Below are 13,223 nucleotides of genomic sequence, written 5' to 3' on the forward strand. Positions count from 1 at the left end.
AAAATTAATATAAAATTCAAGTAAATCAATGATTTTATGCTAAAGAGTAAGTAACAAAAAAATGAAAAAAAAAAGGAATAAATGGACTAGAATAAAACAAAAAATTAAGTTCATTATATTAAAAATACTGAGAAAACAGCTAAAGAATATCCTCAAAGATCCAAAATTAATACTGATTAGCACATTACAAATAACAACTGGTTCACTCTTAATGGCAATATCCACAAACATTTTATACATACCACACGGACTTTTAAGTGGTGGCATTGCAGGAATTGCACTTATGATGCATTACCTCTTAAACTTTAATCTAGGACTTACAATATTCATATTAAACATTCCATTATTCATTATTGGAATCAAGTTCTTAAATATAACATTTGTAATTCAAAGCTGGATCGCAATGGCTTTATACTCACTCATAGTCAACTATTCACAATTTTTACAATACAAAATGCAAATAAACGATATGATACTTGTATCAATTTTAGCAGGTCTCATATCAGGTCTTGGACTTGGTCTAATCTTTAGAGCAAAGGGATCATCAGGTGGTACAGACATTGTCTCCATGATAATTAAAGAAAAATATTCAATTAGCATTGGAACTACAAATTTCCTATTTAACCTTGCAGTTTTACTAATTGCAGCAGCCTTTTTCAATATTGAAATTGCCCTTTACACTTTAATTGCTTCATTTGTAACAGCTATAATGACGGATAAGACAAGTACAGGATTTGGTAATCAAAAAGCAATCCTTATTATCTCAGATAAAGGAAAAGAAATATCTTATTTGCTTACCAATAAATTAAAAGTAGCAGCTACACTACTTGAGGGAAAAGGTGCTTGGGCTGGAAACGATAAAACTATAGTTTTTATAGTAGTTCCTACAATGCGTATGTCCAGAATTAAATATATTTCTCAAAAAATTGACCCTAACTGCTTCATTACAGTACTCAACACAAATGAAATAACTGGTGGAAAAAAAATTATTGAATCACCAATTACAAATAAATACGATACTACAACTTAAAACTTATCTAAAAATACAATAAAATCATTAACAAGTATACTTAACGTCTCTTTATCGTAAAATATCGATAAAAAATTAATGAATCTTTGTGGAAATACTGAAATAAATTTTTTCAAAGAACCTTCTTTAATATTAATTTCAAGTTTGAAAGCATGAAGCATCAAAGACATTTCTTTAAACTCTTTATCCAATCTAGCATAAATACTATCTCCTAATATTGGATGATTTAAATGCTTCATATGAACTCTTAATTGATGAGTACGTCCTGTTTTAGGCTTTAGAGCTACCAAGGAATAATTACCTATACTAGCCAATACTCTATACTCAGTTAATGCCCTCTTTCCCCTATTCTCATGCACGCTAAATCTTTTTCTATCATGTCTATCTCTATCTATAAAAGTTTCAATAATACCAGAATCAATTTTAAAATTGCCTTTAACAACTGCAATATAAACTTTCTTAACAAATCTTTCCTTAAACTGTCTAGATAAGAAATTTAAAGTTTTCAAATTTTTAGCACAAATCATCACACCAGACGTTTCTTTATCTAACCGATGCACAATTCCGGGTCTAAGTTTATCCTCCTGAAAACTATCTCTTAAGCCCGAGATATGGTATAAAAGAAAATTTACAATAGTATTCTCTAAGTTAGATATACCAGGATGACTTAAAATACCTTGGGGTTTATCCACAACAATGACATTTATATCTTCATAAAGAATACTAATAGGCAAATTCAAAGGTCTTACATATTCCCTTAAATTAATTTCTTCATTAAACTCTATTAATATTTTATCATCTACAAAAACGGGTCTTGATAATTTTATTGCAACAAAAACACCATCATGATATTTAAAAGCTTTTACCTCTCTTTTCTTAATTTGGCTTCTAGTAAAAAGACACAAATCTTCAGACAAATAAATATCCAATCTTTGAGAATCTTTCCTTACAATAAACTCTTTTTGAAATTTTTTCATCTAATAACTAAAACAATCAATCAAGGCAATTATTAAAGATATTGCTAACCCAGCTGACGCTGAAATCATAAATTTTTTAAAAGTTTCATCTTTTGAAAGCTCAAAACCACTTGAGAAAGGATATGGAAAATTTTTTCCATCCATATTATTAAAATAATAAGATAAATCAAAACAATACAAACCTACAAATAACGCTATAGGAAAAGTGCCAACACTTATTGCTGAAAACCTAAATAATTTCTTACCCCAATTAGAATTAATAGTTTTTTCTATATTTAAATCTTTATTTTCTTGAACATCTTTATAAAAAAAATCATCATTAGATTCAAGCCTCACAAAAAATTCACTACCAAAATCAATATTATTTTCGCTGGAGGAAATTTTATCTCGCAGCGAAAATTTATAATTTAAATATTCCAACTCAAATTTAAAATAATCCAAAGAATTTGAATAAAGAATAAAAACATTAAAAAGCAAGAGCAAAAATCTAATCATCAATACTTTAATTTTCCAATTCTAATTTCAATGTTAAAGTCACTTCATCAACAAGCTCAGAAACACCAAAATATTGAATAGGTCCTGGGGAAACATATAGATTATTCACTGCCCATTCTTCACGATTCTTCACAAACTCATTAAAAGGTGCTCCTTTCAAATCAACAAGGGCCTTCTTAATAACGGGTTTAGCAACACCATATCTCTCTTCCATATTCATCATCATTGTTAAAGGCACTCCACCTGCAAGCCATTCAGTAGCATTTTTATTTAAGTTTTTAACACTAGACATATAACCTGTTAAGCCATTTAAAACAAGTATTGCTGCATTATATCCCAAACTATAACAATAATCACTATCAAAATTTGAAGGAGCAACACTTCTACCCTCATAGCCAAAAAAATGATCAATAGGAACAAATTTACCACTATATTCACCAAGCTTTCTCAACTCTTCTAATCTAACATTAACCATTTCCATAAACAGTTTCTCAGTAGGAACTCTTGATACATTAAAGTTACCATGAGGATCTCTCTCTAAAACAGAATTTACAAGTTCAATTTGAATAAATAAAGGCAAAGATACATACACTTCTCTCATATAACCACTAAGCTTAGAGATAAAAATTTTTCGTATATCCTCAACATCTAATCCCTTAAATTCACTTTCATTACTATCAAATATACTGCACAACTCAATCATTAAAGATTTAACTTCGGGAATGAATTCAATAACACCTTCAGGAACTATAACAACACCAAAATCATATCCTTTTAAAGAACGTTTTACTACAACAGAAGTTATGTCTCTTACAAGCTCCGATAAAGTTTTCTTCTTTGCTAAAATTTCTTCAGATATAATGCAGATATTAGGATGTGTCTTTAATGCACACTCAAGAGCAACATGAGATGCACTTCTTCCCATAAGCTTCACAAAATGCCAATATTTCCTAGTTGACATAGCATCACGACATAAATTGCCTATCATTTCAGAATAAGTCTTAGTAGCAGAATCAAATCCAAATGAAATCTGAATATGTGCATTCCTCAAATCAGCATCAATTGTTTTTGGAACACCAATAACTTGAATATCATGATGTTTTTTCTTAAAAAACTCTGCCAATAAAGCCGCATTGGTATTTGAATCATCTCCACCAATAACAATAAGAGCATTAAGATTATTTTTAAGAATAACTGACAAAGCCTGTTCATACTGAGCATCAGTCTCTATTTTAGTTCGACCAGAAGATACAATATCAAACCCTCCTGTATTTCTATAAGAATCTATTAACTCTTGTGTAATCTCAATTTTTTTATCCTCTAATAAACCTGAAGGTCCACCTTTGAACCCAAAAATTTTTGAATTCGGATTAGATTTTTTTATCGCATCAAAAATGCCAGCAACAACATTATGCCCTCCAGGAGCAGGACCACCAGAGAGAATTATTCCTACATTTAAAACCCTTGTAAAATCCACATTTGAAGAACCTTGAGTAAAATTTACAACTGGAAGCCCATAAGTATTTTTAAAAATTTCTCTTAAAGCATCTCTATCTCCAAGGGCTTCTGTTTTTTCACCAAAAACCACACTAATATTTTGAAAATCATTTTCCAAAATTTTCGGCAGTTTTGGAATATATTTATATCTTTCTTTTTGAAAAACTGATACCATATACCTTCTCCTTTCAAGATGTATCTAATTATTATTAAATAAATAGTAAAATAATTAACCATGAATATCTACATATGATTTAAAAATAAAGTAGCATCACCATAAGAGAAAAATTTATAATTCATTTTTACAGCTTCCCTGTAAGCACTAAATACAAAATCCTTACCACCAAACGAAGAGACTAACATTAAAAGAGTTGATTCTGGTGTATGAAAATTGGTAAAAAGCATATCAACAAATTTAAATTCATACCCCTTTCCTGGGTAAATAAAAAGATTAGTTTTTTGTTCACCTCTTACAAAACCTTTTTGCTTATCATAAGCAGATTCTAATGCTCTAAGAGTAGTAGTTCCAATAGCCAAAATCTTCTTACCTAAAGCCTTTGACTCCTCAAGTCTAAGCGCTACAGAATTTTTTATTGAAAAACTTTCAAAATGCATTTTATGTTCCTCTATTGTCTTAGTTCTTACAGGAAGAAAAGTACCAAGCCCAACATGAAGTGTAATAAAATCGTATTCAATATTATTTTCATCCAATTTAGAAAACAGTTCCTCACTAAAATGTAACCCCGCTGTAGCTGATGCTGATGAACCAATATATTTTGAATAAATCGTTCGATAACGCTCCTCATCCGCTCTATCATAGTTTCTCTTAATATAAGGTGGCAAAGGAATAAGTCCATGCTGTTCAAAGTAAGACTCACTCACACACTTATTAAATTTAATTATAAATTCATTATCTGTCTTTGAAATTATTTGAGCCAATAAACCTTGAGGAAACATATAAACTTTGCCAATATTCTGTTTTTTAGCCTTAGAAATTAAAGATGTAAATTCATCCCCTGCCAATCTATCTAGAATTAAAAACTCAATACTACCTCCATGCTCCGTCTTGGCATATATTCTCGATTTCCTAACCCTTGAATCATTAAACACCAAAAAAGTATTGCTATTAATGTACTTAAAAATATCGTTTATTGAATCATTATGATAAATTTTCTGATTTCCAGAATCTAGCACCATTAATCTTGACAAGCCTCTTTTCTCACTTGGATACTGTGCTATTAACTTACATGGTAGATCAAAATAAAATTCTTTAGTATCCATATTCTCCAGTATTTAAGTCATCATGATTATTTTTATTCAAATTTAGATGAAAATATGCAAAATCAGTAGCCTTGCGTCCTCTGCTAGTCCTCTCAATTAGACCCTTTAAAATAAGATAGGGTTCGTAAAAATCCTCAAGAGAATCTGCTGTCTCGCCAACAGAAATTGCTAAAGTTTCAACACCAACAGGTCCACCTTTAAATTTCAGTATTAAACTCCTTAAAATATTTCTATCTTGTTCATCAAGTCCTTTATGATCAATTTTTAACATTTCAAGTCCAGAACTCACAATACTCTCTGTAATCAAACCATAACCACCAACTTGTGCAAAATCTCTCATCCGTCTTAAAAGCCTATTTGCTACACGAGGCGTTCCTCTTGAACTTCTTGCAAGAAGCCAGGCAGCTTTATCCTCCAATTTAACATTTAAAATAATCGAATTTCTCTGTATTATCTTCACAAGTTCATCTTCATTATAAAGATCAAATCTAAATACAATTCCAAATCTCGCATAAAGCGGTGACGCCACTTTTCCAGGCTTTGTAGTAGCGCCAATTAAAGTGAATTTAGGAATTGGCATTCTTACAGTCCTTGCAGCAGGACCTTGTCCAATTATCCAGTCTATCTTATAATCTTCCATTGCAATATAAAGCATCTCTTCTATTACGGGTTTAAGCCTATGTATCTCATCAATAAATAAAATACTCTTATCATCAAGCGTCGTTAAAATACCAACAATATCTTTTGGCTTATCAAGAGCTGGAGCTGAAGTCATCTTAATTGTAGTATTCATTTCAAAAGCAATAATACTAGCCAGAGTAGTCTTCCCAAGCCCTGGGGGGCCACTTAAAAAAACATGATCAAGCGCTTCATTTCTATCTCTAGATGCCTTTATAAAAATATTTAAATTTTCTTTAATATGAGATTGTCTTACAAAATCTTTAAGGGATTTTGGCCTAAGTTCACTCTCATTTCTATCATACAGAAAATTCTTGTCAGAACTTAAAAACTTAGATCCCCCTCCAAAATCCATCTAATCACCCTCTCTTTAATAAACACCCATTATAAGCCTCTAAAAATTCAAAATTTAACCTGAAAGCTTTCTTAAAATTTCTCTAAACAAAAATTGTTCTTGATCAACTTGTCTCAACATTAAAAACTCATCAATAAGCATAATTTCCTTAATAGCAGCTGCAACCAATTTTCTATCAAAACCCATATTAACAATTGATTGTTCAAGCTCCTTAAATTTCAATACACCTGAACTTGCCTCATTAACTTTAACAAGTTTCCCCCTAAGTTTTAAAAAGATTTTGCCTGCCATTTTATTTCCAATGCCCTTGACATTAGAAATAAGCTTAACATCTTCTCTTTCAACTGCATCTCTAAATTCATTATATTTTATCCCAGATAATATCCTCAAAGCCGCTTTTGGACCTATTCCATCAACACTAATAAGTTTTTCAAAAACTTCTCTTTCCGATACATTTAAAAAACCAAAAAGTCTAATTTCATCCTCTCGAAGATGAAGATAAGTTAATATTTCAACATCTTCTTGCAACCCTAATTCTGCATTACAAAAAGAACTAACTAAAATCTCAAATTCAAAGGGAAGTGCTACAATGACAATACTAGACTCTCTTTTCTCTACAATTTTACCACAAATCTTATTGATCATAGACTTAAACTATAATACATAAAAAATCAAGCTTACCTTATTTATATCCAAATTATTTACCATACCTTTCATTTCCTTAATTAAATTTCACAAAATATGATAATTACCATGACAAATTGCAAGCGCTAATGCATCACTACTATGATCACTAGTAAAAATAAAATCGGGTTTCATCCCAAGTAAAATACGAATAACATATTTTACTTGTACTTTTTCAATTCTACCAAACCCAGAAATTGAATTCTTGACCTGTATTGGAGTATACTCATAAAAATCTAAATTTTTCAAAGCAAAAGTTAAAATAATAGCCCCTCGTGCTTCAGACACACTTATAGCCGTTTTTTTATTTTTAGCAAAATAAATATTCTCAATGCTTGCAACATCAGGTTTAAAATTATCAATAATAAGAATAATTTCATCAGAAATTAATTTTAACCTATCTTTCAAAGACATAAAAGGATGAGTTATGACAGTTCCATCTTGAACATACATGTACTTACTACCTTTCCTATCTAAAATTCCCCATCCAACATTTGCAAGTCCAGGATCGATACCTAATATTCTCATAATCAACTTTCAGAAAAAATTCAATGATAAACTAATTAATCTCATCAATAATTTCTAAATTATGCACAACTTCTTGAACATCATCAAAATCTTCTAATTTTTCAATAAGAGCAAGGACTTTATCCATCTGTTCTTTATTTAAAGAAAGCTTGTTTCCAGGAATAAGAGCAATCTCTGCTATATCTTCCTCAAACTTAGTTCTCAAAAAAGATGAAATAGCTTCAAAATTTTCAGCACTTGTTATCACTTCTATCTGAGACCCTTCACTATAAATATCTTCTGCACCAGCTTCTAATGCAAGCTCTATTATTTCATCTTCAGGATATTTATCTAAACTATAAGAAATTAATCCTTTTTTGTGAAACATATAAGATACAGAACCTGGAGCACCAAGAGAACCACCGCTCTTTGAGAGAACACTCCGCACCTCACTTGCCGTTCTATTTTTATTATCAGTTAAGCACTTAATTATTAAAGCTACACCATGGGGTGCATAAGCCTCATAAGTAAGCTCAAAATATTCAGAGCCTATATTATCATCCCCACTGCCCTTCTTTATTGCCTTTTCAATATTATCCTTAGGCATATTAGAAACTCTGGCTTTATTAACAGCAAGTCGCAATCTAGAATTAGATTCAATATCACCTCCTCCCATCTTGGCAGCAATGCTTATCTCACGAATTAGTTTAGTAAAAATCTTATTTCTCTTAGCATCAAGAGCACCTTTTTTTCTCTTTATAGTTGACCACTTACTATGACCAGACATTCAAACCTCCACCAACTTTTCTAACTTTTCTAAAATATCAAACTTATTATACCTAATTAAATGTGCCTTAATTGTATTAAACATCAACATAAGAACCGTAACAGGGCCGATTCCACCTACTACAGGAGTAATAAACTTAACTTTTTCTTTAACTGATTCAAAATCAACATCCCCTATAAGAACACTATTACCATCAATCTCTACTCTAGAAATACCAATATCAATAACATAAGGATATCCATCAATCATACTAGCTTTTATTAATTTAGGTTTTCCAACAGCAGAAATAATAATATCTGATTGTCTTACATATACATCTAAATTAGTACTTTTACTATGACAAGTAATTACAGTAGCATCATAGGGTTTAGAAGAAAGCAAGATAGAAATAGGCCTCCCAACAAGAGAACTTCTTCCAATCACAACAACAGTCTTACCAGAAATTTCTATTCCCTTATCAAATAAAACTTTTAAAACAGCAAAAGCTGTACAAGGAATAAATCCTTTCCTATCACCCGAAATTAACTTGCCCAAGTTAATAGCAGAAAGTCCATCTACATCCTTAGTACTCATTATACTGTTTAAAACCATATTTACATCTATTTCACTAGCAAGAGGCAACTGAACAATAATCCCATCAGTATATTCATTTATATTTTCAGCCTCGATCAACGTCAAAATATTATCTTGTTCTGAATTACCAGCTAACTTAATAACATGAAAATTAATACCAATTTCTCTAGATACCCTTTCCTTAACAGCAACATAAAGTTTACTTGCAGGGTTATCATTTGCCAAAATCACTTTTAAAGAAACTTTATCCACTAAATCATGATGAATTAAAAACTCTTTAAGTAATAAATAATATTGATTTGCAAAAAGTTTACCATCAAAAACATTGTTCAACTCAGCTCCCTCACCAATTTAGATCAAAACATTATATATTATACTATACTTGTATTATAAGTATAAATAAAAACAGATTCACACAAAAATTAATTGTAATAAAACATATTTTTCAATATAATAACTTTTAAATAAAGAATTTTTGAAATATGGAGAATAATGAAAAAGAATTTTTTAGTTGGTCTCACCTTACTATTTTTATTGCATGCAAATGTGAACAGGATTGAAGCATATTCAATTGATAGAAACGGGAATTCTATTATAGAAGTAGATTTAAGCTTAGGTATTCCCCTTTTCTACCATAGTTTATCAAAAGTCTTTTCTTCCAATCTGTACCCAGGAGGAATTGGGGCACTTAAATATAAATATCACATCCTAAGCAACTTAGCTATAGGTTTTGAGCTTAGATACATGTTTAATTTTGATATCAATCATTCATTTAACCTATTAAATCCTGATTCGGGCATAGGTAAGACATTTAGTACAGTGCCTATCACATTCCTAACAGCCTATGTCTTTGACATAGGGGAGATCTTTCAGATACCCATATTTTCAAATATAGGATTTTCTTTAAGCTCCTATGGAGATAAAAGTGATAATATCTCAAATTTAAGAACTTTTGATGCAATGCCTGTAATGTCTATTGGTTCTGGAATTTTATGGAATTTCAACTACCAATGGGCTTTAGGAATTACAACTGCATGGTGGACAATGTTTGAACTTGGGAATATGGCTAAAATCGGACATTTTTTACTAATATCACTCTCAGTAATAGTGAATATCAATAAATTGTAGGTAAATATGGATAAAAAAGGTTACAAAAAATTCATGATAATAATATTAATAATGTTAGTTTTATCATGTTCAAGTGAATCTATCTTTTCTCAGCTCAGCAAGTTACAAAAAATCAATAGTAATAATAACATTCTAGACACTTCAAGTCCAAGTGGCATCTCATTAGTCAATGATACTCTTTATGTTGCAGCCATGCATTTATTTAAAAAATCAAATGGAAATGTTGAAAGAGTAAATTTTAGCAATTCTTATGAATTTGTAATTGACCTTGTAAATATATCAGGCAAAACATATTTATTAGTTCAAAATAAAAATGGACAACTAGAACTCTACTCTCTTGAAAGCAATAATTGGAAACTTCTATTTCAAAAAAATCTAATCCCAATTAAATTCTTAAAATCTATAGGAACAAGTGGTATTACTTCTGCTTTCATCCTAGCATTAGGAGAAAATGGAAATCAAACTATTCTAGATACAAATGGAAATAATCAAACTCCCAACAGCACAACTAACAATGATAAATTTTATCAAATTTCAAATGACCAGCAGTCTATTACAGGAAAATCTGCAAAAATTTGGAAACTAAAAGGTGGCGGAGTTATAAATGTTAAATCAACAAATGAAATAATGGCAATAATAGAAACAAGTATCCGTGGATCCAAAGAAACTTTGGTATTTACCGGAAGAAATCATGATACATCAGATCACAAATTCAAAATATACTCAAGCACAAATAATTACCAAGATCCAATATTCAATCGAGATGGCATAGGAGAATTTATTGCATACTTTGCAAGAGAAGTGGATGGAATAATACTTATCGGCAGTAATAATGGATTTGTAGAACTTGTAAGAGATAAAAATACATTCGATCTACAACCACCTTCACAATCTGTATTACCGGGTTCTTATAATGGTTCACAACTAAGTAAAACAAGACTTAATGATATTATACCCACATCAAATAAAACAATTTACATACTAACCCAAGGAAAAGGATTATGGAAAATTGAAAATAAAAAACTAATTAAAGAATAAACGATAAAAATTCATTGCAAAATTTGAATACCGAACTTTATTAGTTTCTTCATGAAAATATTTTTTAACTTTAATACCTAAATTAATGTTTAATTTAGATCTAAAATACAAATAATTTATATTATTTGTATCAAAAATTTGTCCCTCATCATTCATAACTTTAATTTGCAAATTCAATAAGTTTTTAACAAATAATATGTCCCTGGTAACCACCATACTATTCTTATCAATCAATTCTAAAATCAAAGAATCAACATCTCTTGCAATTTTAACAGAAGTATTTTTTGACATCTCTAAATTTAAATGCCTGTTTGCAACCAAAATAAGCCTCACATTTCTATTTGACACAAAATTTTGTAAAAATTTTATTACTTGTAAATTACAAGAATCAGCATCAACAAAAATCTTATTTAACAAATTTATAATCCATTATCCTTAATACTAAGAAAGACAAAATATGGGATTGTTCAACAGGTCCAAATACTCTAGAATCATTTAAAATTTTTAAATTCTCATTTAAGAGAAAAAATTCATTTTTCTTTAAAGCAAAACACCTAATTACTTCATTAAAGTTAAAAAAATCATTTAATCTATAACCACTCATAAAATTACCATTCAAATAATAAGAATTATCATCTCTCCTATGAACCAAGATATCAAAACCCTTAACATAAACTAAATCTCCCTGAGTAGCAACTATTTTTGCAATTTTATAACTTCTTGTATTAAAAATTTTGTTTAAAAAAAATAAATCCCTGAAAAAATTTAAAATAAAATTTCTCCTTAAATTTGAATCTTCATAAAGCACAACATCATTTACTTTCAAAGGAACAAAAAAAGATCGCATATATTTTGAAATAAAAATCAAACTATCATTTTTTGTTATTAAAGGCAACATTTCATCACCTTGAAAAATAAAAATTTGTAAGACAAATTTTGTAAAAAAATAATTTAATACCAAAAACAACAGAATAATTTTAAGAAAATTTTGTCTTCTCTTTTTTCTTAAAAGTCTTTGTTCAAAAGTTAAATATGCTGCCATATTTAAATCAAACCTATTCTAGAAAAAGGGAAATACATAAAAAAAGCTCTACCAAGAATTTTACTTTTATTTATAACACCAAAAAATCTACCATCATAAGAATTATCTCTATTATCCCCAATAGGCAATACATATCCATAAGGCACATATATTCCATAATCCCTCATTATTGCCTTTTCCATATAATAATCAACATATGGCATGAAAGCTACTAAATAACGATATTCCAATCTTTCAATTTCAAATCTATCAACTTCCCTAACATTAAAAAATGAAAAATCAGATATATTCTCTAAATCAACACTCAATTGATTTAATGCAATAAACATAGCAAGATTATCATAAACCTTATAGTCCACATCTTCTATAACCTTCTTAATACCAAAATTATATCCTAATGAGGCTTTATAAGAATTTTCTTCTATAAAACTTTCTTCGCCTTCCTTCCTAACAAACACTGTCCCATTTCGAAATCTTACAAGCTTACCATCCGCAAATAACGCTCTTTTAACAAGGAATCTAACACTAGGATTTCCATTTTCATCCCTATCAAGATCAACAAAGCTAAAAGACAACATATAAAGTAATCTATGCAAAATATCAAAAAAAAGCCCTTTTGATTCATATTCTACATTTTCAAAAATCACAATCTCTGCTTCATTTGGTTCTTTTACCCCATTGATTTTACATACTCCTGGCAAAAGTTCAGGTCCATAAGAAAATTTATCCACAAATAATAAATCTCCAATTTGAAGAGTATTTTCCATTGATCCTGATGGAATTCTATATGCTTGTAAAAAATATTGATTTATTCCCAAAACAAAAATCGAAGCACCCAAAAGTTCAAGTAAAAAGTTAAGCATAAATCCTCGTCTTTTAGCTTTAAGTTTATAAAAATACTTCCTTTTTTTCCTATAAGTTAAATATTTTTCAATAATCTTCACTAAAAAGTTAGCAAACTTATCTAATTTTTCTAAATACATACACTTATCCTCAAAAATAAATTATACATAAAATCAATAATTATCAATATCTTCATAATCACAAAGCTTTATTAAAAAGAACGAAATCTGAAATCAATCATAAATAACTATATTTATTTTTCTTTAACTAATATAAACAAAAATACATGCAATATTGAATTTCTTTTC

Annotated in this window: 15 protein-coding genes; 3 read left to right on the top strand and 12 right to left on the bottom strand. The window is 29.4% G+C overall.

Features of this window, described 5'->3' with window-relative positions; translation table 11 throughout:
* Positions 1–61 precede the first annotated feature (61 nt).
* Entirely contained in the window at positions 62–1,030 is a 969-nt protein-coding gene (locus BT0_RS00085) for a YitT family protein (protein WP_011771981.1), read from the top strand.
* Here BT0_RS00085 and BT0_RS00090 read toward each other — a convergent pair.
* From BT0_RS00090 to BT0_RS00130, 9 genes are all read right to left on the bottom strand, one after another.
* The gene (locus BT0_RS00090) at positions 1,027–2,007 is read right to left on the bottom strand and encodes an RluA family pseudouridine synthase (RefSeq protein ID WP_011771982.1); all 981 of its coding nucleotides are present in this window, start codon (positions 2,005–2,007) and stop codon (positions 1,027–1,029) included. The two genes, BT0_RS00085 and BT0_RS00090, sit on opposite strands and share 4 nt — an antisense overlap.
* Positions 2,008–2,505, bottom strand: coding sequence for a hypothetical protein (locus tag BT0_RS00095; protein ID WP_011771983.1), 498 nt, complete (start codon positions 2,503–2,505; stop codon positions 2,008–2,010).
* 4 nt (positions 2,506–2,509) lie between these two features.
* Positions 2,510–4,174 carry a diphosphate--fructose-6-phosphate 1-phosphotransferase gene (locus BT0_RS00100; protein ID WP_011771984.1) on the bottom strand — a complete coding sequence of 555 codons (1,665 nt, stop codon included), beginning with the start codon at positions 4,172–4,174 and terminating at the stop codon, positions 2,510–2,512.
* Between the two features lie 68 nt (positions 4,175–4,242).
* A complete protein-coding gene (gene queA / locus BT0_RS00105) occupies positions 4,243–5,280 on the bottom strand; it encodes a tRNA preQ1(34) S-adenosylmethionine ribosyltransferase-isomerase QueA (RefSeq protein WP_011771985.1) in 1,038 nt (345 codons plus the stop codon).
* Complete coding sequence (gene ruvB, locus BT0_RS00110; protein WP_011771986.1) at positions 5,270–6,313, bottom strand: Holliday junction branch migration DNA helicase RuvB; 1,044 nt, start codon at positions 6,311–6,313, stop codon at positions 5,270–5,272. The genes queA and ruvB overlap by 11 nt, the downstream gene beginning before the upstream one ends.
* A 54-nt stretch (positions 6,314–6,367) precedes the next feature.
* Complete coding sequence (gene ruvA / locus BT0_RS00115; RefSeq protein WP_011771987.1) at positions 6,368–6,958, bottom strand: Holliday junction branch migration protein RuvA; 591 nt, start codon at positions 6,956–6,958, stop codon at positions 6,368–6,370.
* An 87-nt stretch (positions 6,959–7,045) separates the two neighbouring features.
* On the bottom strand, positions 7,046–7,525 hold the full coding sequence (gene ruvC / locus BT0_RS00120; protein ID WP_041178403.1) for a crossover junction endodeoxyribonuclease RuvC: 480 nt from the start codon (positions 7,523–7,525) through the stop codon (positions 7,046–7,048).
* Between the two features lie 31 nt (positions 7,526–7,556).
* On the bottom strand, positions 7,557–8,291 hold the full coding sequence (locus BT0_RS00125) for a YebC/PmpR family DNA-binding transcriptional regulator (protein WP_011771989.1): 735 nt from the start codon (positions 8,289–8,291) through the stop codon (positions 7,557–7,559).
* On the bottom strand, positions 8,292–9,197 hold the full coding sequence (locus tag BT0_RS00130) for a bifunctional 5,10-methylenetetrahydrofolate dehydrogenase/5,10-methenyltetrahydrofolate cyclohydrolase (RefSeq protein ID WP_011771990.1): 906 nt from the start codon (positions 9,195–9,197) through the stop codon (positions 8,292–8,294). It abuts the gene before it with no gap.
* A gap of 159 nt (positions 9,198–9,356) precedes the next feature.
* Between BT0_RS00130 and BT0_RS00135 the strand changes: the two genes are divergently transcribed.
* On the top strand, positions 9,357–9,992 hold the full coding sequence (locus BT0_RS00135) for a BB0027 family outer member beta-barrel protein (RefSeq protein WP_011771991.1): 636 nt from the start codon (positions 9,357–9,359) through the stop codon (positions 9,990–9,992).
* 6 nt (positions 9,993–9,998) lie between these two features.
* On the top strand, positions 9,999–11,030 hold the full coding sequence (gene bamB, locus BT0_RS00140; protein ID WP_011771992.1) for an outer membrane protein assembly factor BamB: 1,032 nt from the start codon (positions 9,999–10,001) through the stop codon (positions 11,028–11,030).
* Here bamB and BT0_RS00145 read toward each other — a convergent pair.
* Genes BT0_RS00145 through lepB (BT0_RS00155) form a run of 3 tightly spaced genes read right to left on the bottom strand, consistent with a single transcriptional unit; the run spans position 11,016 to position 13,055 of the window.
* Complete coding sequence (locus BT0_RS00145; protein WP_011771993.1) at positions 11,016–11,447, bottom strand: DUF188 domain-containing protein; 432 nt, start codon at positions 11,445–11,447, stop codon at positions 11,016–11,018. The genes bamB and BT0_RS00145 overlap by 15 nt on opposite strands.
* A complete protein-coding gene (gene lepB, locus BT0_RS00150) occupies positions 11,437–12,072 on the bottom strand; it encodes a signal peptidase I (protein WP_011771994.1) in 636 nt (211 codons plus the stop codon). The genes BT0_RS00145 and lepB (BT0_RS00150) overlap by 11 nt, the downstream gene beginning before the upstream one ends.
* Positions 12,073–12,074: 2 nt before the next feature.
* A complete protein-coding gene (gene lepB, locus BT0_RS00155; protein WP_011771995.1) occupies positions 12,075–13,055 on the bottom strand; it encodes a signal peptidase I in 981 nt (326 codons plus the stop codon).
* Positions 13,056–13,223: the final 168 nt, after the last annotated feature.

Source organism: Borrelia turicatae 91E135, assembly GCF_000012085.2.
Lineage (GTDB): Bacteria > Spirochaetota > Spirochaetia > Borreliales > Borreliaceae > Borrelia > Borrelia turicatae.

Coding starts and splice junctions, on each gene's coding strand:
- lepB (WP_011771994.1), bottom strand. CDS start 12,072: ATGGCAGCATATTTAACTTTTGAACAAAGACTTTTAAGAAAAAAGAGA.
- ruvA (WP_011771987.1), bottom strand. CDS start 6,958: ATGATCAATAAGATTTGTGGTAAAATTGTAGAGAAAAGAGAGTCTAGT.
- BT0_RS00085 (WP_011771981.1), top strand. CDS start 62: ATGAAAAAAAAAAGGAATAAATGGACTAGAATAAAACAAAAAATTAAG.
- BT0_RS00135 (WP_011771991.1), top strand. CDS start 9,357: ATGAAAAAGAATTTTTTAGTTGGTCTCACCTTACTATTTTTATTGCAT.
- BT0_RS00100 (WP_011771984.1), bottom strand. CDS start 4,174: ATGGTATCAGTTTTTCAAAAAGAAAGATATAAATATATTCCAAAACTG.
- ruvC (WP_041178403.1), bottom strand. CDS start 7,525: ATGAGAATATTAGGTATCGATCCTGGACTTGCAAATGTTGGATGGGGA.
- bamB (WP_011771992.1), top strand. CDS start 9,999: ATGGATAAAAAAGGTTACAAAAAATTCATGATAATAATATTAATAATG.
- BT0_RS00090 (WP_011771982.1), bottom strand. CDS start 2,007: ATGAAAAAATTTCAAAAAGAGTTTATTGTAAGGAAAGATTCTCAAAGA.
- BT0_RS00125 (WP_011771989.1), bottom strand. CDS start 8,291: ATGTCTGGTCATAGTAAGTGGTCAACTATAAAGAGAAAAAAAGGTGCT.
- queA (WP_011771985.1), bottom strand. CDS start 5,280: ATGGATACTAAAGAATTTTATTTTGATCTACCATGTAAGTTAATAGCA.
- lepB (WP_011771995.1), bottom strand. CDS start 13,055: ATGTATTTAGAAAAATTAGATAAGTTTGCTAACTTTTTAGTGAAGATT.
- ruvB (WP_011771986.1), bottom strand. CDS start 6,313: ATGGATTTTGGAGGGGGATCTAAGTTTTTAAGTTCTGACAAGAATTTT.